21 protein-coding genes are annotated in these 24,886 nt (G+C 72.3%); 9 read left to right on the top strand and 12 right to left on the bottom strand.

Annotated features, from left to right (window positions below):
* Positions 1-94 precede the first annotated feature (94 nt).
* Complete coding sequence (locus D5H75_RS14580; protein ID WP_119926958.1) at positions 95-766, top strand: TetR/AcrR family transcriptional regulator; 672 nt, start codon at positions 95-97, stop codon at positions 764-766.
* A gap of 459 nt (positions 767-1,225) precedes the next feature.
* On the top strand, positions 1,226-2,215 hold the full coding sequence (locus D5H75_RS14575) for an LLM class flavin-dependent oxidoreductase (RefSeq protein WP_119927138.1): 990 nt from the start codon (positions 1,226-1,228) through the stop codon (positions 2,213-2,215).
* Positions 2,216-2,228: 13 nt separating this feature from the next.
* Here the strand turns inward: D5H75_RS14575 and D5H75_RS14570 are convergent, their stop codons facing one another.
* Entirely contained in the window at positions 2,229-2,738 is a 510-nt protein-coding gene (locus D5H75_RS14570) for a hypothetical protein (RefSeq protein WP_119926957.1), read from the bottom strand.
* 707 nt (positions 2,739-3,445) lie between these two features.
* On the opposite strand from D5H75_RS14570, the gene D5H75_RS14565 reads away from it, so the two are divergent.
* Both D5H75_RS14565 and D5H75_RS14560 read left to right on the top strand, forming a co-directional pair.
* The gene (locus D5H75_RS14565) at positions 3,446-4,321 is read left to right on the top strand and encodes a helix-turn-helix domain-containing protein (protein ID WP_147425147.1); all 876 of its coding nucleotides are present in this window, start codon (positions 3,446-3,448) and stop codon (positions 4,319-4,321) included.
* A gap of 103 nt (positions 4,322-4,424) precedes the next feature.
* Entirely contained in the window at positions 4,425-4,631 is a 207-nt protein-coding gene (locus D5H75_RS14560) for a DUF397 domain-containing protein (RefSeq protein ID WP_119926955.1), read from the top strand.
* A gap of 285 nt (positions 4,632-4,916) precedes the next feature.
* Here D5H75_RS14560 and D5H75_RS14555 read toward each other — a convergent pair whose 3' ends face one another.
* The gene (locus tag D5H75_RS14555; RefSeq protein WP_242454238.1) at positions 4,917-5,777 is read right to left on the bottom strand and encodes an alpha/beta hydrolase family protein; all 861 of its coding nucleotides are present in this window, start codon (positions 5,775-5,777) and stop codon (positions 4,917-4,919) included.
* Positions 5,778-5,950: 173 nt separating this feature from the next.
* Entirely contained in the window at positions 5,951-7,336 is a 1,386-nt protein-coding gene (locus D5H75_RS14550) for an MFS transporter (RefSeq protein WP_119926954.1), read from the bottom strand.
* A gap of 99 nt (positions 7,337-7,435) precedes the next feature.
* Between D5H75_RS14550 and D5H75_RS14545 the strand changes: the two genes are divergently transcribed.
* Positions 7,436-8,020, top strand: a complete 585-nt coding sequence (locus D5H75_RS14545; protein WP_119926953.1) for a TetR/AcrR family transcriptional regulator — start codon at positions 7,436-7,438, stop codon at positions 8,018-8,020.
* Between the two features lie 119 nt (positions 8,021-8,139).
* Here D5H75_RS14545 and D5H75_RS14540 read toward each other — a convergent pair whose 3' ends face one another.
* Positions 8,140-9,423 carry a cytochrome P450 gene (locus D5H75_RS14540; RefSeq protein ID WP_202638143.1) on the bottom strand — a complete coding sequence of 428 codons (1,284 nt, stop codon included), beginning with the start codon at positions 9,421-9,423 and terminating at the stop codon, positions 8,140-8,142.
* Between the two features lie 246 nt (positions 9,424-9,669).
* Between D5H75_RS14540 and recQ the strand changes: the two genes are divergently transcribed.
* Positions 9,670-11,682 carry a DNA helicase RecQ gene (gene recQ / locus D5H75_RS14535; protein ID WP_242454237.1) on the top strand — a complete coding sequence of 671 codons (2,013 nt, stop codon included), beginning with the start codon at positions 9,670-9,672 and terminating at the stop codon, positions 11,680-11,682.
* Between the two features lie 49 nt (positions 11,683-11,731).
* Here recQ and D5H75_RS14530 read toward each other — a convergent pair whose 3' ends face one another.
* On the bottom strand, positions 11,732-13,144 hold the full coding sequence (locus tag D5H75_RS14530; RefSeq protein WP_202638142.1) for a M20/M25/M40 family metallo-hydrolase: 1,413 nt from the start codon (positions 13,142-13,144) through the stop codon (positions 11,732-11,734).
* A 162-nt stretch (positions 13,145-13,306) separates the two neighbouring features.
* On the bottom strand, positions 13,307-13,846 hold the full coding sequence (locus tag D5H75_RS14525; RefSeq protein WP_119926952.1) for a hypothetical protein: 540 nt from the start codon (positions 13,844-13,846) through the stop codon (positions 13,307-13,309).
* 141 nt (positions 13,847-13,987) lie between these two features.
* Between D5H75_RS14525 and D5H75_RS14520 the strand changes: the two genes are divergently transcribed.
* Complete coding sequence (locus D5H75_RS14520) at positions 13,988-14,464, top strand: NUDIX domain-containing protein (protein ID WP_119926951.1); 477 nt, start codon at positions 13,988-13,990, stop codon at positions 14,462-14,464.
* Positions 14,465-14,588: 124 nt separating this feature from the next.
* Here the strand turns inward: D5H75_RS14520 and D5H75_RS14515 are convergent, their stop codons facing one another.
* The 6 genes from D5H75_RS14515 to D5H75_RS14490 form a co-directional block, all read right to left on the bottom strand.
* Positions 14,589-14,894 carry a hypothetical protein gene (locus D5H75_RS14515; RefSeq protein WP_119926950.1) on the bottom strand — a complete coding sequence of 102 codons (306 nt, stop codon included), beginning with the start codon at positions 14,892-14,894 and terminating at the stop codon, positions 14,589-14,591.
* Positions 14,895-15,080: 186 nt separating this feature from the next.
* The gene (locus D5H75_RS14510) at positions 15,081-16,643 is read right to left on the bottom strand and encodes a glycoside hydrolase family 13 protein (protein ID WP_119926949.1); all 1,563 of its coding nucleotides are present in this window, start codon (positions 16,641-16,643) and stop codon (positions 15,081-15,083) included.
* A 76-nt stretch (positions 16,644-16,719) separates the two neighbouring features.
* Positions 16,720-17,685 carry a carbohydrate ABC transporter permease gene (locus tag D5H75_RS14505; protein WP_119926948.1) on the bottom strand — a complete coding sequence of 322 codons (966 nt, stop codon included), beginning with the start codon at positions 17,683-17,685 and terminating at the stop codon, positions 16,720-16,722.
* Between the two features lie 9 nt (positions 17,686-17,694).
* Entirely contained in the window at positions 17,695-18,603 is a 909-nt protein-coding gene (locus tag D5H75_RS14500; protein ID WP_119926947.1) for a carbohydrate ABC transporter permease, read from the bottom strand.
* Positions 18,604-18,740: 137 nt separating this feature from the next.
* Positions 18,741-20,114: an ABC transporter substrate-binding protein gene (locus tag D5H75_RS14495; RefSeq protein ID WP_119926946.1), complete on the bottom strand. Its 1,374-nt coding sequence runs from the start codon at positions 20,112-20,114 to the stop codon at positions 18,741-18,743.
* Between the two features lie 471 nt (positions 20,115-20,585).
* Positions 20,586-21,596 carry a LacI family DNA-binding transcriptional regulator gene (locus tag D5H75_RS14490; protein WP_119926945.1) on the bottom strand — a complete coding sequence of 337 codons (1,011 nt, stop codon included), beginning with the start codon at positions 21,594-21,596 and terminating at the stop codon, positions 20,586-20,588.
* A 127-nt stretch (positions 21,597-21,723) separates the two neighbouring features.
* Here D5H75_RS14490 and D5H75_RS44090 point away from each other — a divergent pair, with 127 nt between their 5' ends.
* On the top strand, positions 21,724-23,376 hold the full coding sequence (locus tag D5H75_RS44090; protein ID WP_119926944.1) for an NAD(P)/FAD-dependent oxidoreductase: 1,653 nt from the start codon (positions 21,724-21,726) through the stop codon (positions 23,374-23,376).
* On the top strand, positions 23,373-24,821 hold the full coding sequence (locus D5H75_RS44085; protein WP_119926943.1) for an ATP-binding protein: 1,449 nt from the start codon (positions 23,373-23,375) through the stop codon (positions 24,819-24,821). Before D5H75_RS44090 ends, D5H75_RS44085 begins: the two co-directional genes overlap by 4 nt.
* Positions 24,822-24,886: the final 65 nt, after the last annotated feature.

Here is a 24,886-nt window from a genome sequence, read left to right as displayed (position 1 = left end):
GGGATGGCCGTGGGCGGGGCGGGGGGATCGGGCAGGAGCGCGCGAGGACCGGCGCCAACTTGAATCCGAATCCACGTTCACCTATAAGTGGCGGATGGCCGAGGATGAATGGGGGGACGCTCCCCCGCCGTCGATGGCGCCGGAGGTCCCGGCGCGGGAGCTGCCCGTGACCAAGCGCGGGGTCCGGACCAGGGAGGCGCTGGTGCGGGCGGCGCGGGCGGTGTTCGAGCGGCAGGGGTACCTCGACGCCAAGCTCACCGACATCACGCGCGAGGCGAACTGCTCGACGGGCTCCTTCTACACCTATTTCACGAACAAGGAGGAGATCTTCGCCGCGGTGCTGCGGGAGGCGCAGGAGGACATGATGCACCCGGGCATGGGCCGGGTGCCCGGCGACGGCGACCCGTACGCCGTGCTGGAGGCGGCCAACCGCGCCTACCTGGAGGCCTACCGCCGCAACGCCCGGCTGATGGCCCTCCTGGAACAGGTCTCCCACATCGACCCGGCGTTCCGCCGCCTGCGCCGCGCCCGCGCCGACGCCTTCATCCGCCGCAACGCCCGCGGCATCGCCGACCTCCAGGCCCGCGGCGCGGCCGACCCCGCCCTCGACCCCCTGCTGACCTCCCGCGCCCTGTCCGGCATGGTCAGCCGCGTCGCCTACACCGCCTTCGCGGACGAGGACGCCGATCCCATCGACTTCGACACCCTCGTCACCACCCTCACCCGCCTGTGGGCCAACGCCCTCCGCTTCCCGCCCCGCCCCTGACGACCCGGCCCGGTGCCGGAGCGGCGGCGAGGCGGCGCCGGGCCCGAGCCCGCGGGATCAGGAGGCGGTGTCCTCGTTCTTGGGGGTGGGGAGGCCGGCGTCGAGCCGGCGGTCCTGGTCCTCCAGGGCGTGGGTGAAGAGGCGTTCCGTCAGGGCCCGCTCGCGGTACTCGTGTTCCAGCTCGATCTGGCGGCGGCGGGTGATCTCCTGCTCGCGCTCCAGTTCGAGCTGGGCCAGGCGTTCCTTGTGCTTGCGGCGGCGGGCGGTCCTCCCGGCGGGTCAGGTTGTGATCACCCGCGCCGGCGTCGCCGGGGGCCGCCGCCACCGGCCGGCGCGAAGGGTCCGGGGCGAGGCGGCGGCCGAAATAACCGGGGCCTCCCCCGTGTTGGCAGAACTTGTGTCCGGTCGACGACTCAGCGTCCGGCTCGTCGATGTCGCCCCGTGAAAGGTGTGCCCGCCGTGGTCCTCCCGCTGTCCATCCTCGATCTGGCCCACATCGGCGACGGGGAGAGCGCGCGTGACAGTCTGAACGCCAGTGTGACCCTGGCCCGCCGGGCCGAGGAACTGGGTTACCGGCGGATCTGGTACGCCGAGCACCACAACATGCCGACGATCGCCTCCTCCGCCACGAGCGTGCTGATCGCGCACGTCGCCGCCCACACGAGCACGATCCGCCTGGGCGCGGGCGGCGTGATGCTGCCGAACCACTCGCCGCTGACCATCGCCGAGCAGTTCGGCACCCTGGAGACGCTGCACCCCGGCCGCATCGACCTGGGCCTCGGCCGCGCCCCGGGCAGCGACCAGCCGACCATGCGCGCCCTGCGCCGCGACCCCTCCTCCGCCGACGCGTTCCCCGAGGACGTCCTGGAGCTGCAGGGGTACCTGACCGGCCAGACCCGCATCCCGGGCGTCGACGCCACCCCGGGCAAGGGCACGAACGTCCCGCTGTACATCCTGGGCTCGTCCCTGTTCGGCGCCAAGCTCGCCGCCGCGCTGGGCCTGCCGTACGCCTTCGCCTCGCACTTCGCGCCCGACCAGCTCCACGACGCCGTGTCCCTCTACCGGCGGGAGTTCCGCCCCTCGGCGCAGCTCGCGGAGCCGTACGTCATCGCGGGGATCAACGTGATCGCCGCCGACACCGACGAGGAGGCCCAGGAGCAGCTCCTCGCCGCCAAGCGCAAGCGGGTCAGCCTCTTCCTCGGCCGCGGCCGCACCTTCACCCCGGAGGAGGCCGACGCCATCCTCGCCGCCCCCGCGGGCGGCCAGATCGCCCACATGATGAAGCACACCGCCGTGGGCACCCCGGACAAGGTCTCCGACCACCTGCACCGCTTCGCCCAGGAGGCCCGGGCCGACGAGCTCATCGTCGTCTCCTCCGCCCCCGACCGCAAAGCCTGGCTCCGCTCCATCGAACTCCTGGCCCACGCCCACGCCCTCCCCACCCCCTGACCCCACCCCGCGCCTAACCCGCGTCGTCCCGGCCCCGGGCAAGCCGAGGCCGGAGACGCGATGGTTGCAGGTGATCAGCGGGCGCTTCTCGTAGAAGCCGCATCTCCTTCACGAACCCGCTGCGCTTGGCCATGATCGCGTCCTGGACCGCATGGGAGAGATGAAGGGCTTGGGCCTGCTCCGCCGTGAGTTTGCCCTCGATGACCGCGATGTCCAGCCTCTCCCGCTCCTCCAGTCGCGCCATCGTCTCGCAGTGGGCCTGTGCCGCGCGCATGACCTCCAGGCGGTGATCCCGATCCGCGCCCATGGTCTCCGCGCAGTGCTGTTGCCGCTGACGCTCCATCTTGAGCCGATGGTCGAGGAACACGCACACCATGCCGACCACGCCGAGGAACACGACGACGATGAGGAATTCGTTGCCGCTCAGCCCGAGGTGCGAGTGGCGTTGGAGGAGATAACCGATCGGCGTCAAGACGGCGACGCCGAGCCCGCCTTTCGCCGCCAGGGACAGCTTGCCGGCCACGTCACTCGCCCCCCAGGACGCACCCGGCAGAGGCGGGAGAGGCACGAGGCGATCGATGCGCTATGAGTATTTGTGACCCGCGAAATCGACGACCGCCCTTGCCAAAGGGCATAGGCACGACCAAAGTCGAAAAGGAACACACGGGAACTCCCGAGTGGGTTTCCGAGGGAGCCGCCTCTCGAGGCTCCGACAGTCACTGCCAGGTGGGATCGGGGATCCCGGGAGGCGGCTCCACGAACGACGGCTCGAGATGGCCGGACTCATGGTCGTCCTTGGACATCCTGGCCAGATCCGCCCATTAGGAGCGATGCGGCAGGCGGGGATTCATTCCCGATCACCCTGGATCGCTCCACGCGAAGCGGAACGTCTCTGTTCTTCCACGGTCTGTGATCCGCCGACGGCGGACCTCACCAGGAGGCCGCCCCGCCACGCCGCGAATCGATCTTCGGGACGCCCACGCTCCACCACCCTCCACCGCCGCCAGATCCGCCAGGTGGCAGTCTGCTATCTGGCCCATAGTGTACCGCCGCCCCCCAACACACACGATCGACTCCAACCACACTTTCCCCAACAGAGCGGGCATAGCTACTCAGCGTTCTCCCCTCTTGATCAAGATCACTCGGACCGTGTAAATAGGATGGCCAGGCGGCAAGACGCCACCTGGCAGTCACATCCTTGATCACACAGTGTGAGTGAGCGGGAACCTCATGGTCGACACAGCCCCCGTCCTGCTTCGCCAACGCCTCCTGTCCGAGTTACGGAGCGCGCGGCGGGCAGCCGAACTGACCCAGGAACAGGTCGCAGAGGAGATGGAGTGGTCCATCTCCAAGATCATTCGCATCGAACGCGGAAGCGTCGGCATCTCCTCCAACGACCTCAAGGCCCTCCTGGCGCTCTACAAGGTCACCGATCAGCGGCAGGTGAAGCACCTCCTGGATCTCGCCCGGGGCTCTCGATCGCGAGAATGGTGGGACGACTACAGAAACGACATCGACGCCGCGTATCTGACGTACATCGGCTACGAATGGTCGGCGTCGCGGATCCGGCAGTTCGAATCCATGTTCGTTCCCGGCCTGCTCCAGACCAGCGAGTACGCCCGCTGCGTCGCCGGGCAGTACGCCGGGCAGGATCACGAAATCGACAAGGCCGTGCGCATCCGCATGCGCCGCCAGTCGATCCTCGACAGACCCACCCCACCGCACGCCACGTACATACTCGACGAAGCCGTGATACGACGGCACGTGGGGGGCCCGCACGACCCCGGGGTCATGAAGCGCCAACTTCACCACCTCGTCCGATTGGCTTCGCGGAGCAGGAGGGTGACGATCAAGGTCATTCCCTTCGCGGCCGGAGTGCATTTCGGCATGCGGGGCCCATTCACCCTGCTGGGATTCCGGTCCGGCTTCGACGAGGTGCTCTTTCTGGAGAATCAACGCCCGGGCCTCTTCGCGGATCTCACGATCACCGGCGATGATCCGAGTATCCGAGACTACGGCGAGGCTTTCGACGCACTCGGAGAACAGGCGTTAGCACCCGAACGGTCGGTCGAAATGATCCAGGAGATCGCTGATTCGATACGGTGACCCGACCCGAAATCAAAGGCTGAAGCCGATCCGGATCGGCATCACCGTATTCACCCTTGCTCCGAAGACATGCCCGGGCGATCCTCCTACGTAGGAGGCCATCGTGACCACAACTCGTAAGAGGCAGTCCAACACCGCCTGGCGCAAGAGCAGCGCAAGCGGCCCCTCGGCCTGCGTCGAGGTCGCGATCTCATCGAATCATGTGCTGGTTCGCAACTCACGCCATCCGGAGGGCGCCATGCTCCGTTTCACCAAGGAGGAATGGGTCGCGTTCGTCAATGGAGTGCACCGGGGGGAATTCGAGGTATAGGCCATCGGCGGCGCCGGAAGAGCGCCGGACACCTTCCAGAGTCAGCTTCTGACGGGGTCGGCGGGGGCCGGTGCGAGGACGGGGAGTGTCATGGGCGGCTCTTCTCCGGCCTCCGCCTCTTCTTCGGGGAGGCCCCTCAGGCGTGTTCTCGCTCGGCCCGCGGCTTGCGCGAGCGCGTCATGAGGTGGGGGTCTCGGGACGCGGCGGCGAGAACGATGGGCGGCGGGACGAGCCTTGGGCTCTCCCCTTGGTCACGTTTCGGGGAGAGCCCAAGGCGACGCGGGGTCAGGGGGTGGGGTTGAGGTGGGGGGTCAGGAAGGTCAGGAGGGTGCGGGCGAGGGTGACGCGGTCGCCGGAGAGGGCGTGGTCGGAGGAGAGGAGGCGGTGCTCCAGGAGGGGCACCGGATGGGCGGCGTACTCGGCCACGAGCGGGTGGTGGTGGATCTCGGGCCTGGCCACGTCGTCGCGTTCGCCGGCCACCAGCAGCACCGGGCGGTCGGCCAGCCGCGGGGCCAGCCGGCGCAGCCGCCACTCGTCCCCGGCGGCCTCCAGTTCGGCGATCAGGGCCTCGCCGCTGGTGCCCGCGAGCGGCAGCAGCTCATCGCCGAACGCCTCCACGTATCCCGCGCGCGCCGCCGGGTCCGCCGCGCACTCCCCGGCCGCGATCCCCAGGTCGAACCCGGCGATCGAGGCGACGGCCCGGACGGAGGGGTCGCCGGCCGCCGTGCGCAGCGCCGCGAAACCGCCCAGGCTGTGACCGGCCACGGCCAGGCGCTCCGGGTCCAGCCGGTGGGCCGCCGCGAAACCCTCCTCCCGGACCGCCCGGACGACCCGGGCCGCGTCCTCGAGCACCGAGCCCCAGGAGTACGTCCCGCCCGCGCCCCACGAGCCCCGGTAGTGGAAGACCACGGTCGCGTACCCGGCCCGGCGCAGCACCTGCGCCAGGTCGAAGTTCCGCTCGTTCCCGGGGAAGCCGTGCAGGAGCACCACGATCGGATGCGGACCCGGCCCGGCCGGGACGTGCAGCACCCCGGGCAGGGTGACGCCGCCGCTCTCGAACGTCACGGCCGGGGTCTCGGCCGGCGGCAGCAGCCCGGCCGGGGGGTCGTCAGCAAAGGGGTCGAACACGTTCGCCTCCGCGATCAACGCCGGATGAAAGGGCAAGCGTAGAACCGCCCGTCCCGCCGATCGCGAGGGGCCTCCCGTACGGCTCGCGCCGGGCCCGGGCGCGAGCCGCACGCCGCATCCCGGCGCGAGCCGCACGCCGCAGCCGGGCCCGAGCCGTACGCCGCAGCCGGGCGCGAGCCGTGCGTGGCGGGTCAGGACACCGGGACCTCGGCGGGGGCGGCGGCGCGGGGGACGGCCCGGACGAGCAGGGGGATGAGGAGGCAGAGCGCGGCGGCGGTCAGGAAGGCCGCGCCGTAGCCGCCGGCCAGGGCCGCCGCGCCGGTCCCGTCCGCGATGACGGCCGCGGAGACGGCGTTGACGACCGCGAGGCCGAGCGGGCCGCCGAGCTGGAAGGACGTGTTGATCAGGCCGGAGGCCAGCCCCTGGTCCGCGCCGGCGACCCCGGTGGTGGAGACGACGATCGACGGGGCGTACGCGAGGCCGGCGCCCAGACCGCAGAGGAGCAGGCCGGGCAGGGCCGTCCACACGTGGCCCATGGGGGCGAGGCCGAGGGCCAGCAGGCCCAGGCCGGTGACGAGGGCCCCGGCGACGATCATGCGGCGCACCCCGAAGCGGCCGGCGAGCGGGCCGACGCGGGTGGAGACCAGCACGATCGCCGCCGAGACCGGCGCGAACACCAGCCCCGTGACCAGCGGGGACAGCCCGCCGACGTGCTGAAGGGAGAGCGCGGTGAAGAACTGCGCCGCCAGGCCGGAGGAGGAGACGACCAGGCAGATCAGGTTGCCGTAGCGCACGTGCGGGCTGCGGAACAGGGAGAACCGGACGATCGGCGCGGCGACCCGGCGCTCCACCGCGACGAACGCCGCGAGGAGCGCGACCGCCCCGAGCCCCATGAGCGCGACGGGCGCGCCGAGCCCCTCGGCCGACTGGGTGACGGCGGCGACGAGCAGCACCGCCCCGCCGGTCAGCAGCGCGGCCCCCGCCACGTCGAGCCGCCCGGAGCGCTCCGGCCGCGCGGCCGGCACCAGGCGCAGCACGGCGGCGAGCACGACGACGCCGACCGGCAGGTTCACCAGGAAGATCGCCCGCCAGTCCACGAGGTCGGTGAGCAGGCCGCCCACCAGGCTCGCGGCGGTCGCCCCGGCCGAGGACACCGCCCCCCAGACGCCGAGGGCCCGGTTCCGCGCGGGCCCCTCGGCGAAGGCGGTGGTGACCAGCGCGAGCGCGGTCGGCGAGACGAGCGCCGCGCCGACGCCCTGGAGCGCGCGGGCGGCGAACGCGGTCACGGGGCCGGTCGCCAGCCCGGCCAGCAGCGAGGCGGCCGTGAACACCGCGAGCCCGGCGACCAGGACGCGCCGGTGCCCGAAGAGGTCCCCCGCCCGCCCGGCGGTGATCATGAAGCCGCCGTACGCCAGGCCGTACGCGGTGATCATCCATTGCAGGGCGCCCTCGGAGACGCCCAGGTCGTCACGCATCGACGGCAGCGCGACCGTCACCACGACCAGGTCCAGCACCAGCATTGCCTGCGCCATGCACAGCACGGCGAGGAGCAGGCCAGGGCCCCGTGTCTTCCGCATCCGATCCCCTTGAAGAGTTACTAAATGAATGTTCGTTTGGAAACTTACACACGTGGGGTAGAGTTAGCAAACAGGCATTCACTAACGGGGAGGGGCGGCATGCCGAGACCACGGACCACCAGCGACGAGGAGATCCTGGAGGCCACCGGGCGGGCGCTCAACCAGGTCGGCGTCGGGAGGCTCACCCTGGCCGTCGTGGCCAGGGAGGCGGGACTGGCCCCGGCGACGCTCGTGCAGCGCTTCGGCTCCAAGCGCGGTCTCCTGCTGGCCTTCGAGCGGTACGCCACGGGCGAGGCGCGCACGCCGTTCATCGAGGCCAGGGCCGGGCACCCGGCCCCGCTCGACGCGCTCCAGGCCGCCCTGGCCGCGCTCGCGTCCGGCGTCCGCACCCCCGAGGAGCTGGCCAACAGCATGAGCGTCCTCCAGCTCGACCTGACCGACCCGGAGCACCGCGAGCTGGCCCTCATCCACACCCGCGCGACGCAGGAGGAGATCGCGGGGCTCCTCGCCGACGCCGTCGCCGCCGGGGACCTGGTCCCGGGCACCGACCCGGCCCGCCTGGCGCGCGCCGTCCACGTCGCCTACAACGGCGCGCACATCCTCTGGGCGCTGTCGGGCGAAGGAGAGCTGCTGGAGCACCTCCGCGACGACGTGGACCACGTCCTGGCGCCGTACCGCGCCTGAGCCGGGCCGCGCGGGAGCACGGCTTCACCGACGTGGACGGGACCCGGCCGGACTTCTACGCCCACTACCCGCGCGTTCCTCGCGCGGCGGCGGGAGTGACCGGGCCCGTCAGGGCGCGGTCAGCCGGCGGCACGCACGTGGTCGATCACGAAGCGGCTCCTGGGGATCGCGGGCGCGTACGACGAGCTCATGCGCAGGTCCTGGGGCGGCACGTGATAGGTCATCTCGCGGGTGAGGGCGCGGGCGGCCGTCTTCATCAGGTCGATCGTGATCCACTCGCCGGGGCAGCGGTGGTCGCGGTAGTGGTCGCCGCCGCCCTGGGGCACGAACGTGTACGCGCTCCCGTCCCAGTCGCCCTCGGCGAACCGCTCCGGGCGGAACTCGCCGGGCCGGTCCCACAGGCGCGGGTCGTGGTTGACGCCCTGCAGGTCCAGCAGCACCCGCCGCCCGGCGGGGAACCGGTGGCCGCGCCACTCGAACGGCCGCGCCACCCGCGCCGCGACCAGCGGGAAGAAGGGGTAGAACCGGCGCACCTCCTGGACGAAGTGCTCGGTGAACTCCTCGTCGCCGCCGCGGATCCGCTCCCGGTGCTCAGGGTGGGCGTGCAGGGCCAGGGCGGTGAACACGACGTACCGGCCGACCGCCACCGTGGGCCGCAGCACGTTGAGCAGCTCCACCGCCGCGACGCGGGGGTCGAGGAGGCTCCCGTCCGGGTCCCGGTAGTGCGCGATCGTGCTCAGGATCGTGGCCTCGGGCGGCCTCCGGCGCACCAGCCGGATCAGCTCGCCCAGCGACTGCTCGGCCCGGATCCGCCCGAGCCGTCCCCGGACGTACCTCGGCCCGACCGCCGCCGGGGCCTCGATCATCGACTTGAGCCGCTCGGTCATGGGGTCCACCAGCCGCGCGGGCAGCGGCACGCCCGCCCAGTCGAACACGGCCTCGCAGATCAGCCTGCTGCTCTCGTCGAACAGGTTGACCCGCGGCATGCCCTCCCACCTGCGGATGTACTCCCGCCACCGGTCCCGGGCCAGCTCCGACAGCCGCTCCCGCGACGCGGGCGTCATGAACGACATGAACATCGCCTTGCGCGCGGCGTGCGTGGCCCCGTCCGTGGACTGCACCCCGCCCTTGCCGAACAACGTCACCGTGAGCCGGTGCGGCGCCGCCTTGCGCCGGACGAACCGGTCCGGGTCGTAGAAGACGCGCGCGGCCTCCGCCCCGGTCACGCACGTCGTCTTCCGCATCAGCAGCCGCGTGTCGAACACGTCCGCGCCCAGCGCCCGCGCCCGCCCGGAGATGAACCCGTAGGCGTCCAGCAGCAGCGCGAGCGTGTTGTCCATCCGGTTCAGCAGCGCGAGTCCCGCCGGCGGCCGGCTCGCCGGCTCCCGGGAGGCCGCCGCCACCCCGGGGGTTCCCTCACGTTCACGGGCACGCGTCGATGCGACAGTGTTCATAGCCGACCGTTTTCCGATTGAGCCCTTCTTAACCCTGTTCGCCCCTCTTGACGGCTTGCGCCACCCCGCTCACGGCGATCCCGGCGCCGGCGCGTCCCGTCCCGCTGAGGACGTGTTCCCTCCGTGCCACGGGAGCCGTCGGCGGGCTGTGGACAACCGCGCGGGGAAGGGCGCGGGGCGGCCTAGAGTAGCCGGGTGGCCTACCCCGAGACCGGCTCCGCAGAGCCCTCCGAGCGCGACCCCTTCGCGGACGCGGGCGCCGTGAGCGTGCCCGCCGAGCCTCACCCGGACATGTGGGAGGGGATGGACGACGAGCCCTATCCCGACATGTGGGACGAACCCGACGGCGAGCCCGCCCGTCCGTCCCCCCCCGCGGCCGGCGGCCCGCCGCCGGACCCGGCGGAGGCGGCCCGGGTGCTGCGGAGCGTGTTCGGCTACGACACGTTCCGGGGCGAGCAGCGGGAGATCATCGAGCACGTGATCGGCGGGGGCGACGCGCTCGTGCTCATGCCCACCGGAGGCGGGAAGTCGCTGTGCTACCAGATCCCCGCGCTGGTACGGCCCGGCGTGGGCGTGGTGGTGTCGCCGCTGATCGCGCTCATGCAGGACCAGGTGGACGCGCTGCGGGCGCTGGGGCTGCGCGCCGGGTTCCTCAACTCGACGCAGGGGCCCGACGAGCGCCACATCGTGGAGGACGCCTTCCTCGCCGGCGAGATCGACCTGCTCTACCTCGCGCCGGAGCGGCTGAAGCTGGAGGCCACGCGGCGGCTCCTCGACCGGGGGCGGATCTCGCTGTTCGCGATCGACGAGGCGCACTGCGTCGCCCAGTGGGGGCACGACTTCCGGCCCGACTACCTGGAGCTGTCCACGCTCCACGAGCGCTGGCCGGACGTGCCCCGGATCGCGCTGACCGCCACCGCGACCCCGGCCACCCACGCCGAGATCGCGCAGCGGCTCAAGCTGGAGGACGCCCGCCACTTCGTCGCCAGCTTCGACCGGCCCAACATCCAGTACCGCATCGTCCCCAAGGACGGCCCGCAGCGGCAGCTCCTCGACTTCATCCGCGCCGAGCACGCGGGCGACGCCGGGATCGTCTACTGCCTGAGCCGCGCGAGCGTCGAGAAGACCGCCGAGTTCCTGAGCGCCAACGGCGTCCCCGCGGTGCCGTACCACGCGGGCCTGGACAACCGCGTGCGAGCCGAGAACCAGTCGCGGTTCCTGCGCGAGGACGGCCTGGTGGTCGTCGCCACGATCGCGTTCGGCATGGGCATCGACAAGCCGGACGTCCGCTTCGTCGCCCACCTCGACCTGCCCAAGTCCGTCGAGGGCTACTACCAGGAGACCGGCCGGGCGGGCCGCGACGGGCTGCCCTCCACCGCCTGGATGGCGTACGGCCTGGCCGACGTCGTGCAGCAGCGCAAGCTCATCCAGACCTCACCGGGCGACGAGGCCCACCGCCGCAGGCTCAACCAGCACCTGGACGCGATGCTGGCGCTGTGCGAGACCGTCGAGTGCCGCCGCGCCGGGCTGCTGGCGTACTTCGGCCAGGAGGCCGGCGAGTGCGGCAACTGCGACACCTGCCTGACGCCCCCCGAGTCCTGGGACGGCACCGTCGCCGCCCAGAAGGTGCTCTCGGCGGTCTACCGCCTCCAGCACGAGCGGCGGCAGCGCTTCGGCGCCGGCCACATCATCGACATCCTCCTGGGCAAGCACACTCCCAAGATCGACGAGAACGGCCACGACTCGCTCAAGGTCTTCGGCGTCGGCGCCGACCTGCGCGACCGCGACTGGAGCGCGGTCATCCGCCAGCTCGTGGCCCAGGGCCTCCTGGACGTGGAGCCCGCCTACAACACCCTGGGCCTCACCCCGGCCAGCGCCGAGGTCCTCCGCGGGGAGCGCAAGGTCCCCCTGCGCCGCGACCCCGAGCGCGCGGCCCGCACCAGGTCCGCCAGGACCGCCTCGAAGACCCGCGCCGCCGTGGACCTCCCCGCCGGCGCCGCCCCCCTCTTCGAGCGCCTGCGCGCCTGGCGCGCCGCCACCGCCAAGGAACAGGGCGTCCCGGCCTACGTCATCTTCCACGACGCCACCCTGCGCGCCATCGCCGCCGAGTCCCCCACCACCCTGGAGGCACTCTCCAAGATCAGCGGCATCGGCCAGAACAAGCTCACCAAATACGGCCCCCAGCTCCTGGAGGTCCTCACGTCCTGACCCGCCCGTCCCCCTTCCAGCCCCTCCCGGCCCTCCCGGCCCCTCCCGGTCAGCGCTGGGGCAGGGGGAAGGCGACGGGGCCGCGGTGGCCCTCTCGGTCCACGGCCCGGACGCCGAAGAAGAAGTTGTCCTTGGACATGCCGCGGACCGTGTACGACGTCACGTCGCCGACCGGGATGACGTGGGTCCAGTAGGGCTCCGTCGTGTCGCGCCAGACGATTTCGTATCCGGCCAGGTCGGGCTCGGGGTTCGGGGCCCAGGTCAGCTCGGTGTCGTTGGTCAGCCGCCGGGTCAGGATCCGGGCGTCGCGCGGGACGGCGGGGGCGCGGGCGAGGGTGGCCAGGGCGGCGGCGTTCACCTGGGCGACGCGGGCGGTGTAGGCGAAGTCCACGAACTCCGGCAGGTCGCCGTACCGCACGCCGTCCTCGACCCGGACGTCCTGGTGCTGGTGCCGGTAGTCCTCGTGGGGTTCGGTGAACCGCACGGCGGGGTAGCCGCGCTGGAGGAACGGGATGTGGTCGCCGCCGCGCAGGTAGCGGTCCCGCCGGTAGACGATCCGCACGGTCATGCCGGGCACCGCGCGCTCGGCGCTCTCCTTGATGTGCCGGGCGAGCTGGCGCGACTCCGAGTCGTTCTCGCCGCCCACCGAGCGGCGGACGTTCGCCTCCTCCGGGGTCTCGTCGGTCGGCACGCCCTCGGCGAAGAGGCGGACCGTGCGCGGGTCGCGGGTGCCGTCCTGGGCGGTGGAGCTGCCGACGATGTCGTTGGTGATCATCCCCGCGATGTTCACGCCCCGCTGCCGCGCCTGCTCGGCGAAGTGCGTCGAGCCGTACAGGCCCTGCTCCTCCCCCGCCACCGCCATGAACACGATCGTGGCGTCGAACGCGCGCTTCGCCATCACCCGCGCCATCTCCAGCACGGCCGCGACCCCGGACGCGTCGTCGTCCGCGCCCGGCGCGTCGCAGGTGTCGTTCGTCGGGCTGGTGCACATGGAGTCGTAGTGGCCGCTCACGACGTACACGCGGCCGGACGAGGCGGGCTGCGTCCCGGTGAGCGTGGCGACGACGTTCGTGATCTGTACCGGGCGCGGGATGCGGGGGTGCTCGGGGCCCGGCTGCTGCACGTACCCCTGCAGCTCGACCTTCATCCGGCCGCCCGACGCGGCGGCGTGGGACTCGAACTCGCGCCTGATCCAGTCGCGGGCCGCCCCGATGCCGCGCCGGGGGTCGTCCTGGCTGGACAGCGTGTTGCGGGTGCCGAACCCGACCAGGGTCCTGATCGACTTCTCGACGCGGCGGGCGTCGATCTCGCGCAGCATCGCGCGCAGGTCACCGGGCACGTGCGCCTCCCGGGCCGCGGGCGCCTGCCGTACGGCGGGCTCGCCCGGGCTCGCCCCCTGGCTCGTGACGGTGAGCGCGGCCAGCGTGGCGACCGCGACGGACAGGGAACCGAGACGTTTCACCGGGATCACTCCCTCGGACCGCCCATGTCCCGCCTTATGCGGGCGTTCGGTACGGCTGACGCTAAGCCCGGCGCGAGCCGTACGGAAGGCGTTGACCGGGAGCGGCCAGGAGCGCCGGAGCCCGGCCGGCGCGGAGACGGCCGGGACGCCCGGGCGGGCGGGTCAGGAGGGGCCGGGGGTGGCCGCGGGGCGTTCGGTGAGCCGGCCGGGCGCGGCGGAGAGCTGCGCCTGCACGCCCGTCTCGCCGCACTCCTCGCCGTTGGCGTACACCGCCCGCGGGGTGACCTGGATCCGCTCGTCGAGCACGACCTTCCCGCCACGGTCCCGGGCGACCACGGTCACCTCGACCGGCCTCTTGGGCAGGCCGCCCACCTCGGCGAAGCCGCGCTTGGCCCCGGTGGGCACGGCGGTGGCGGCGCAGGCGGCGTCGGCCGGCGCGCGCCCGTCGCACTCGGACGCGGGCGCGGCCGTCGTGTCGTCCGTGAGCTCGACCGCGCGGTCGTGGCACGCGCCGTCCCAGCAGACGCGGACCGTGGCGGAGTCGGCCCTCTTCGCGAGCGCCTCCTCCAGGTGCACGCCGACGCCCGTCAGGCTGCCCGCCGCGGTGCACGGCCGTCCCGTGCCCGCCCCGCCGCCGCATCCGGCCGCCGTCAGCACCGCCAGCGCCCCGGCCAGCGCCGCCCGTCTCACATAGCCGCCCATACCCCTTCGACGCGCCCAGGCCGCGTACGGTTGCACGGGACCCGCCGCCACCTGCGGCGATCATGCGCGAGCCGTACGGCGGGCGCCGGGACGGCGGCGCCTTCGCGAAGGCGGCGGGGCGGGCGCGGCTAGGGTGGGGGTATGCCGATCTCGCCGTTCCTCGCGTCACTGCGCTCTCAGGTGGGTCATTCCCTGCTGCTCATGCCGTCCGCGACCGCGTGCGTGTTCGACGACGACGGGCGGCTGCTGATCGCCCTGCACGAGACCGGCGTCTGGGCCCCGCCGGGGGGCGCGGTGGACCCCGACGAGAGCCCCGCCGACGCGGCCGTGCGCGAACTGCGCGAGGAACTGGACCTGGAGATCGCGGTCGACGGCCTGATCGGCGCCTACGGCGGCCCCGAGTTCCGGGTGCTCTACCCGAACGGCGACCTGACGGCGTACGTCCTGATCGCGTACGGCTGCCGCGTCGTCGGCGACGGGGTGCCGGTGCCGGACGGCGAGGAGGTGACGGACGCCCGCTTCGTCACGGAGGAGGAGCTGAGCGGCTACCGCCTCCCGTCGTGGACCCCGCTGGTGCTGCCCGACGCCTTCGCCTGGTGGCGCCGGCACCGCGCCTGACCCGCGCCTGACCCCCGCCCGCCCGGCCCGCCGCGCCCTGCCCGGCTCACCGCGCCCGGCCCGCCGCGCCCTGCCCGGCTCACCGCGCCCGGCTCACCGGCCCGGCCACCGCGCCCGGCTCGGCTCAGCCGTGTTTGCGGAAGATGAAGAAGTACCAGCCGCGCGGCGACGGCCCCGGCTGCCCGTTGTAGAAGCAGCGGTTGGGCGCGTGGTATCCGAGCCGGATCACGCTGTGCCGGAAATGCTCGCAGGCGGCCTCCTCCCCGAACGGCCCGCAGTAGTCCATCGGCCGGCACACGGTCGGATCCCGGACGGGGGCCGCCGGGGAATTCGCGGCGGCGGGCGCCTGAACGCCCGCCGCCAGCACCGCCGACGAGAACCCGGCCACCACCCACATGGCGTACGACCTGCGCATGAGCACCACCTCCACGGAGAAGGACCTTTTCCCCAGGAGTAACGGCGGCGCGATGCGCCGGTCAATCGATCGGGGTGGAAATACCTCGCAGGTGTAATCAGCGTTTCCCGGGATGAGCACATTTCTCGCGATATCCGAGTCGTATTCCGCGATTCCGGAACCGCCCCGGGAAACGGGCCGGGCCGCCCCGCCGTACGGCCGTCAGCGGAGCCAGACCGTGGTGTCCGGCGGGAGGGCGCCGTCCGCGAGCGGGCCGCTGGACAGCAGGACCTCCGTGTGGTCCGGGAGCGGGACCGGGCCGTCCCCCAGGTTGGCCACGCAGACGAGGCCCGAGTCGCGGCGGAAGGCCAGGACCGGGTCGGCGTGCGGGAGCCAGGTGAGGGTGCCGTCGCCGAGGTGGATCCGGCGCAGGCGCAGCGCCTCCCGGTAGAGCGTGAGCATCGAGCCGGGGTCGTCCCGCTGCGCCTCGGCGGTCAGCGCCTTCCACTCCGGGGGCTGGGGCAGCCAGGGCTCCCCGATGGAGTAGCCGAACGGGGGCGCGTCGCCCGACCACGGCAGCGGGACGCGGCAGCCGTCCCGGCCGAGGTCGGTCCCGCCGGAGCGGGTGAAGATCGGGTCCTGGCGGAGCCCGGCCGGGATGTCCTCGACCTCGGGCAGGCCCAGCTCCTCCCCCTGGTACACGTAGACGCTCCCCGGCAGGGCCATCGCCAGCAGCGCCGCCGCCCGGGCCCTGCGGTACCCCAGGTCCGGGTCCGACGGCATGCCGTGCTTGCGGTCCGCGTGGTCGAAGGAGGTGTCGGCGCGGCCGTACCGGGTGACCGGGCGGGTGACGTCGTGGTTGGACAGCACCCAGGTGGGCGGCGCGCCCAGCGGCGCGTGCGTGGCCAGGGTGGTCTCGACGCAGCGGCGCAGCGCCGCCGGGTCCCACGGGCAGCCCAGGAAGTCGAAGTTGAAGGCCGTGTGCATCTCGTCCGGGCGCAGGTACCGCGAGAACCGCTCCTGGTCGGGCAGCCACACCTCGCCGACCAGCACGCGCCCGCCGTACTCGTCGGCGATGCGCCGCCAGCCCCGGTAGATCTCGTGCACGCCGTCCCGGTCGGTGAACGGGTCCTCGCCGTCGGGCTCGGCGTCCGGGTCCTTGATCAGCAGTGCGGCCGAGTCCACCCGGAACCCGTCCACGCCCCGGTCGAACCAGAACCGCAGGACGTCGTGGAACTCCTCGACGACCTCGGGGCTGCCCCAGTTGAAGTCGGGCTGCTCGGGCGCGAACAGATGGAGGTACCACTCCCCGTCCGGCACGCGCGTCCACGCCGGTCCGCCGAAGATCGACCGCCAGTCGTTCGGCGGCTCCGACCCGCCGGGCCCCTTCCCCGGGCGGAACCAGAACCGCTCCCGCGCGGCCGATCCGGGCCCCGCCGCCAGCGCCTCCTTGAACCATTCCTGCTGGTCGGAGCCGTGGTTGGGCACCACGTCGATGATGACGCGCATACCGAGCCCGTGCGCCTCGGCGATCAGCTCCTCCGCCTCGGCGAGGGTGCCGAACGCCGGCTCGATGCCCCGGTAGTCGGCCACGTCGTACCCACCGTCGGCCATCGGCGACGGATACCAGGGGTTCAGCCAGATGGCCTCGATCCCGAGGTCCGCCAGGTACGGGAGGCGGGCGCGCAGCCCGGCGATGTCGCCGATCCCGTCCCCGTTGCCGTCGGCGAAACTACGCAGGTAGACCTGGTAGATCGCGGCCCCCCGCCACCACGTTCCGGGCATGCTGGACTCTCTCTCTTTCGTGTACGGCCGACGCCGGCCTGCGGTTGGGGTCGTACGGCTCGCGCGAGCCGTACCGTCAGCCCTTGAGGCCGCCCGCCGTGAGACCGGCCATGATGTTGCGCTGGAAGACGAAGAACACGAGGATCGCCGGGATGCTCGCGATCACCAGGGCGGCGATCAGCACGTTCTGCGGCATCTGCGCGGAAAGCTGGGCGATGCCCACGCTGAGCGGCATCTTGTCCTGGTCCGGCAGCACGAGCAGCGGCCAGACGAAGTCCTTCCAGGCGGCGACCACCGACAGGATGGACACGACGCCGATGATCGGCCGGGACACCGGGAGCACGATCGACCACAGGATCCGCGCGGGCGAGGCCCCGTCGATCGCCGCGGCCTCCAGCAGCTCGCGCGGGATCGAGTCGAAGAAGCGCTTGAGCAGGAAGACGAAGAACCCGTTCGCGGCGGCGGGCAGCCAGATCGCCCACGGCGTGTTCAGCAGGTCCCAGCCGAGGATCGGCAGGTCCTTCACCGTCAGGTACGCCGGGAGGATGATCACCATCGGCGGGATCATGAGGGTGGAGAGCATCATCGCGAGCACGGCCCTGCCCAGCGCCGGCCGCAGCTTGGACAGGGCGTAGGCGGCCGACACGTCCACGACGAGCGTGATGATCCACGCGCCTCCGGCGTACATGAGGGTGTTCAGCAGGAACGTGCCCAGTTCGAGCTGTTCCCAGGCCTCGGCGTACGGGGTGAGGTCGATGTTCTCGGGGAAGAGCGAGGGCGGCATGCGCACCAGCTCGTCCGGCGACTTCATGGCCCCGGTCACCATCCAGTAGAGCGGGAAGACGAAGACCGCGGTGAACAGCGTCACGACCAGGGTGAGCACCGTCCAGTAGACGATCTTCCCGCGCCGGGTGGTCAGCGTGTGCGGCGAGACCAGCCCGCGCACGCGCGGGGCGGCCTCGCGGGCCCGCCGGGAGCGGCGGGGCGTCCGCGGCGCGGGGGCCGGGGCCGGGCGCGCCGGCCGTACGGCGGTGTCGGTCATGGCGGCCCCCTAGCCCTGGTCGTCGCGCGAAACGCGCAGGTAGACGGCGGAGAAGATCATCAGGACGACCATGAGCATCAGCCCGAGCGCGCCGCCCCCGCCGAAGTCTCCGTAGTTGAAGGCGTACTGGTACATCAGGTAGGCCACGGTCACGGTCGCGTTCTCGGGCCCGCCGCCGGTCAGCAGGTAGGGCTCGATGAACACCTGCATGGTGGCCACGATCTGGAGCAGCAGCATCACCAGCAGGATCAGCCGGGTCTGCGGGATCGTGACGTGCCAGACCCGCTTGAACAGCCCGGCCCCGTCCAGCTCCGCCGCCTCGTACAGCTCGCCGGGGATGCTCTGGAGCGCGGCCAGGTAGATCAGCGTGCCGGTCCCCATGTTCATCCAGGTGGACACGATCACCAGCGAGACCAGCGCGGTGCTGGAGGAGTCCAGCCAGCTCAGGCCCGGGATCGAGAACACGTCGAGGATCTGGTTGAACAGTCCGGGGCCGGGGTCGTAGAACCACTTGAACAGCAGGACGGCGACCGCGGGCGGCAGCATGACCGGCACGTAGACGATGAACCGCAGGTAGGCGCGGGCGTGCCGCAGCTCGTTGAGCACGATCGCGGCGAGGAACGGCACGCCGTACCCGAAGACCAGGGCCAGCCCGGTGAACGCCAGCGTGTTCAGCCACGCGTCGGCGAACGCCGCGTCGGCGAACACGGTGCGCAGGTTGGCCAGGCCGACCCATTCGGGCGGGTCCACGAAGTTCGTCTTCTGGAAGCTGAGCAGGATCTCCCGGACCATGGGGTACCAGGAGAAGAAGGCGAAGACGATCAGCGCCCCGCTGAGGAACCCGTACGCCGTCAGGTTGCGGCGCAGCGCGTTCCGGAACGGCCCGCGCGCCGGGCGCGGCGCCGTGGTCGTGGTCATGGTCGGGTCTCCCGAGTTCTCGCTCCGGCGCGCCTCCCCGGGCCGTCCGCGTGAACGGCCCGGGGAGGCGGCCTGGGGTCAGGCTCGTGGGTCAGGCTCGTGGGGTCGGGCTCGTGGGGTCGGGCTCCTGAGGCCCGTCAGCCCTTGGACAGCACCTGGTCGGCCTTGCTCGCCGCCTCGGCCAGGAGCTGGTCGATGTTCGCGTCGCGGTTGGTCAGCACGGCCGACATCGGCTTGTCCAGCAGGGCGTACAACTCCTGCGCCTTCGGCGGTTCGAGCTTGTTGGGGATGTTCGGCGACGCCTCGACGTACGACGTGAAGTGCTCGACGGGCACGGTCGCGAACTTCTCGCGGTCGGCGAGGATCTGGTCGCCGGGCGGGGTGCCGGGGGCGTAGAAGTCCGGGTACGGCAGGCCGACGGGACGGTTGAGGCGCTTGCCCCGCTCGTAGTCGAACTGGCCCTTGCCGGGGGTGAGCTTGAGGTACTCCAGCCAGAGCAGGCCGGCCCTGATCTTCTCGGGCGTGGCCTTGGGGTGGAACATGTAGCCGTCGCCGCCGGCCAGGGACGCCTTGGCCTCGGGCACCGCCGCGACGCCGTAGTCCTCGTACTTGCCGCGGAAGTCGTTGTTGACCGCCTGGACCACGTCGGGCGCGCCGATCATCATGCCGAGCTTGCCGCTGCCCATCAGGCGCATGAGGTCTTCCCACTGGTGCAACTGCTTGGTGCCCATGCTGTTGTCGGTCCAGCGCATCTGCTTGAGGTTCTCCAGCACGGCCTTGCCCTCGGCGGAGTTGAAGGCGGCCTTCGTCCCGTCGGGGGTGACCACGTCGCCGCCGCGGGCGTACAGGGAGGCGGTGAAGTGCCAGCCGCCGGTGTTCCCCGCGCTGTACTCGCCGAAGCCGACGACGCCGCCGCCCAGCCCGGCGATCTTCTTGGCCGCCTCGCGCACCTCGGCCCACGTCTTGGGCGGGGCGTCGGGGTTGAGGCCGGCCTGGCTGAACAGCTTGCGGTTGTAGACCAGGCCCATGGAGTAGGTGTTGCGCGGGACGCCGTACACCTTGTCGCCGTCCTTGAAGACGCTCATGACGTCCGGGCGGATGTGCGCGTAGTTCTTGAGCGTGCCGACGTACGGCGAGATGTCGGCGGCCTGCCGGTTCTGGATGATCTTCTTGACGTCGGTGTAGTAGACGTAGAAGACGTCCTCCATCGTGCCGCCGGCCAGCTTGGCCTGGAACGTCTCCGGGTTGATGCAGGGGAAGGCGTCCTTGCTCTCGATGTCGATGTCCGGGTGCAGCTTCTCGAACGCGGCGACGTCCTCGTCCCACTCCTGACGCTCGATCTTGTTGCTCTTGGGCGGCTGGCAGCCGACCGTGATCGTCACCTTGGCGTTCTTGCCGGAGGCGGCGTCCTTCCCGCCTCCGCCGCCGCCGGCGTCGCCGCCGCATCCGGCGGCGCCGAGAACCAGGCCCGCCGCGAGCAGGCATGCGAGATTACGCGTGCGCGTCCTCATAAGGGGTTTCCTCCCGGAACGAGTCACCATGTACGGCCGGGCCGCCGGTTGCGAGAAACATACAGAGAGGAACAGAATCAAGCAATAGTCGAATCTGTGTACGCAAAAATCTGACAGAGCCTTCCGAGGGCCACGGGCCGAGGCGTGGCGCCGCAGCGCGGGCTGTCGGCGGCGCGGGCTGTCGGCGGCGCGGGCGGACAGCCCGGATCGACGCGGGACGAGGAGGGGCCGTTCCCGGCGGCGGGCCGGGCGGGACGAGGACGGCGTGGCCCGGCGAGGCCCCGCACGAGAGGACGCGGCGGAGCCCCCCGCCCGCGTCCCGGCCGCCCCGGCCGCCCCGGCGGCGGTCGTCCCCCGTCGCTGGCCGTACGGCCTGAGCCGGGCGGGCGTACGGCCTGAGCCGGGCGGGCGTGGGCCGTACAACGAGGGCGGGCGTGGGCCGTACGGGAGCCGGGGCGGGCGGGGCGGGGGTCAGCGGGCGGGGGCGGGGGCGGTGGAGCCGCGGACCACCAGCTCGGGCTCGAAGAGGAGCTCCTCGGCGGTGACGGCCGCGCCGTCGATCTGGTTGACCAGGAAGGTGACCGCCGCCCGGCCCAGGGCCTCTATGGGCTGGCGGACCGTGGTGAGGGGCGGGTTGGTGCAGTTCATGAACGCGCTGTCGTCGAAGCCGACGACCGAGACGTCCTCGGGGACGGACAGGCCGAGGCGGCGGACCGCGCGGATCGCGCCCAGGGCGAGGGGGTCGCTGGCGCAGACGATCCCGGTGTATCCGGCCTTGACCAGGCGCGTCGCCACCGCCTGGCCGCCTTCGAGGGAGAACATCGCGCGCTCGACGGCCTCAGGCCGCACCTCGACCCCGGCCTTCCCTGCGGCCTCGCGGAACGCGGCGAGCTTGCGCCGGGAGGGCATGTGGTCCTCCGGGCCCAGGATCAGGCCGACGCGCTCGTGGCCGAGCGAGGTCAGGTGGCCGAACGCCTGCTCGACCGCCACCGCGTCGTCGGTGGACACGCAGGGGAAGCCCAGGTGCTCGCTGGCGGCGTTGACCAGCACGACCGGGAGCTTGAGCGAGCGCAGCCGGAAGTAGTGCTCGTGCGGGGCCTCGGCCTCGGCGTAGTGGCCGCCGGCGAACACCACGCCGGAGACCTGCTGCTCCAGGAGCATCTCGACGTAGTCCGCCTCGGAGAGCCCGCCCGCCGTGCGCGTGCACAGCACCGGGGTGAAGCCGCGCTGGGCGAGCGCGCCGCCGACGACCTCGGCGAGCGCCGGGAAGATGGGGTTGCCCAGTTCGGGCAGGACCAGGCCGACCAGCCGGGCGCGCTCGCCGCGGAGCTGGGTGGGGCGCTCGTATCCGAGCACGTCGAGGGCCGTCAGCACGGCCGCCCGCGTGGCGTCGGAGACCCCCGGCTTGCCGTTGAGCACCCGGCTGACCGTGGCCTCGCTGACCCCGACCTTCTTGGCCACTTCCGCAAGTCGACGTGTCACGGCGCAAGCATACTGCGGATCAACGCAAGCCACTTGCAATCTCCATCATTGGGACGCAAGTTCTCGACGCTGAGCACGCAAATGACCTTGGAGAGACGCGTGTGACACCCGTGATTTCATTGGATTCATGGCAAATCCGGCGATCCTCACCGTTGATGACGATCCCGCCGTTTCCCGGGCAGTGGCCCGGGACGTGCGGCGACGGTACGGCGACGCGTACCGCATCGTGCGCGCCGACTCCGGTGAGGCCGCCCTGGAGGCGCTGCGGGAGCTGAAGCTGCGCGGCGAGCAGGTGGCGCTGATGCTCGCCGACTTCCGCATGCCGAGGATGAACGGCATCCAGTTCCTGGAGGCCGCGATGGACCTGTTCCCGCTGGCCCGCCGGGTGCTGCTCACGGCGTACGCCGACACCGACGCGGCGATCGACGCGATCAACCTCGTGGACCTGGACCACTACCTGCTCAAGCCGTGGAACCCGCCGGAGGAGAAGCTGTACCCGGTCGTGGACACGCTGCTGGACGCGTGGCTGGCGACCCCGGCGCCGCCGGAGACGCGCGTGGTGGGCCACCGCTGGTCCGCGCCCTCGTTCGCGGTGCGCGACTTCCTGGCCCGCAACCTCGTCCCCTTCCGCTGGGTGGTCGCCGACGAGCCCGAGGGCGGGCGGCTGCTGGCCGCCGCGGGGCTCGGCCCGGACTCGCTGCCGGTCGTGGTCACCGCCGACGGCAAGGCCCTGGTCCGGCCGACGGAGTCGGAGCTGGCCGCGCACGTCGGGCTGAACACCACTCCGGAGGCCGACTTCTACGACGTGGTGATCGTCGGGGCCGGGCCCGCCGGGCTCGGCGCGGCCGTCTACGCCGCCTCCGAGGGGCTGCGGACGGTGCTCGTGGAGCAGCGCGCGACCGGCGGGCAGGCCGGCCAGAGCAGCCGCATCGAGAACTACCTCGGCTTCCCCGACGGCGTGTCCGGGGCGCAGCTCACCGACCGGGCGCGGCGGCAGGCGCAGCGGTTCGGGGCCGAGCTGCTGACCACCCGCGAGGTCGTGGAGCTGAGCGGCGACGAGAGCTCCCACCTGCTGCGCTTCGGCGACGGCACGGCGGTCGCCGCGCACACCGTCGTGCTGGCCACCGGCGTCTCCTACCGCGTGCTGGACGCCCCGGGCCTGGCCGAGCTGACCGGGCGCGGGGTGTTCTACGGCTCGGCGACCACCGAGGCCCCGAGCTGCGCCGAGCAGGAGGTCTACATCGTCGGCGGCGCGAACTCCGCCGGGCAGGCCGCCGTCCACTTCGCGAGGTACGCCAAGCGGGTCCACCTGCTGATCCGCGGCGACGACCTGACCCGCTCGATGTCCCAGTACCTCATCGAGCAGATCGAGGGCATCGGCACGATCGAGGTCCACCCGCGCACCGAGGTCGCCCGCGGGGAGGGCTCGGACCACCTGGAACGGCTCACGCTGCGCGACACCCGCACCGGCGAGGAGCGCACGGTCGAGACGTCCTGGATGTTCGTGTTCATCGGGGCCGAGCCGCGCACCTCGTGGATGCCGCGGGCCATCGCCCGCGACGAGCGCGGCTTCGTGCTGACCGGGCCCGACCTGATCTCGGACGGGCGGCGGCCGAAGGGGTGGCCGCTGCCGCGCGACCCCTACCACCTGGAGACCAGCATGCCCGGCGTGTTCGCGGCCGGTGACGTGCGGGCCGACTCCGTCAAACGGGTCGCCTCCGCCGTGGGCGAGGGCGCGATGGCCGTGTCCCTGATCCACCGTTACCTGGAGGGGCGATGAGCGAGTCCCGCGGCGCGGTGCGGGCCGGCGACCGGCTGACCGCGAAGGACCTGCGCGAGCTGTTCCTGTTCGAGGCGCTCTCGGACGAGCAGCTCGCGGTCTACGTCGAGAACGGCTGGGTCGAGGAGTACCCGGCGGGCGCCGGGGTGTACGCCGAGGGCGAGCCCGCCACCTGCTTCTACGTGCTGCTGCACGGCACGATCGCGCTCAGCCGGCGCATCCACGGCGACGAGATCGAGGTCATCCGCACCGAGCAGGTCGGCGTCTACTCGGGGGCCACCCAGGCGTACCTCGGGGGCCAGGTCGCCGAGTCCTACAACTCCTCGCTGCGCGCGGTCAGCGACGTCACCCTCTTCTCGCTGCCCGCCGATCTCGTCGGCCGCACCGTGCGCGAGTGGTTCCCGATGGCGATGCACCTGCTGGAGGGCATGTTCTTCGGCATGCGCACGCAGCACAGGATCGTCGGCGAGCGGGAGCGGCTGCTGGCGCTGGGCTCGCTGTCGGCGGGCCTGACCCACGAGCTGAACAACCCGGCCGCCGCGGCCGTGCGCGCGACCTCGGCGCTGCGCGAGCGGGTGGCGGGCATGCGGCACAAGCTCGCCCTGATCGCCGACGGGCGGCTGGACGGCAGCCGCCTGCGCGAGCTGGTGGAACTCCAGGAGGAGGCGGTACGGCGGGCCGCCGCCGCGCCCGCGCTGTCCGCCCTGGCCGCCTCCGACGCCGAGGACGCGCTCGGGGACTGGCTGGACGAGCACGGCGTGGCCGACGGCTGGGACCTGGCGAGCACGCTCGTGGCCGGGGGCATCGACACGGCGTGGCTGGACTGCGTGCGCGCGGCGGTCGGCGAGGAGTTCCTCGGGGCGGCGGTGCGGTGGCTGACCTACACCATCGACACCGAGCTGCTCATGGGCGAGATCGACGACGCCGTGGGCCGCGTGTCCGGGCTGGTCTCCGCCGCCAAGCAGTACTCCCAGCTCGACCGCGCGCCGCATCAGGTGGTGGACGTGCACGACCTGCTCGACGCGACGCTGACCATGCTCCAGGCCAAGATCCCGCCCGGGGTGCGCACGGTGCGGGACTACGACAGGGAGCTGCCGCGGATCCCGGCGTACGCGGCCGAGCTGAACCAGGTGTGGACCAACCTGATCGACAACGCCCTGGACGCGATGGCCGGGACGGGCACCCTCGGCGTGCGCACCCGCCGCGACGGGGACCACCTGGTCGTCGAGGTGAGCGACACCGGCCCGGGCATCCCCCCGGACGTGCGGCCCCGCATCTTCGAGCCGTTCTTCACCACCAAGCCGGTCGGCGAGGGCACGGGCCTCGGCCTGGACATCTCCTACCGGATCGTGGTCAACAAGCACCACGGCGACATCCGCGTCGAGAGCGGCGACGACGGCACCGTCTTCCGCGTCCTCCTCCCGGTCACCGCCCCCGCCCCCTGAGCCCTACGGCCGGCCGCGCGGGCCGTACGCGAGGCGAGCCCGCCGTACGGCGGAACGCGCCGGCG

This window comes from Bailinhaonella thermotolerans (genome assembly GCF_003594875.1).
Classification (GTDB): domain Bacteria; phylum Actinomycetota; class Actinomycetes; order Streptosporangiales; family Streptosporangiaceae; genus Bailinhaonella; species Bailinhaonella thermotolerans.
This window is presented reverse-complemented; position numbering and strand designations above follow the sequence as displayed.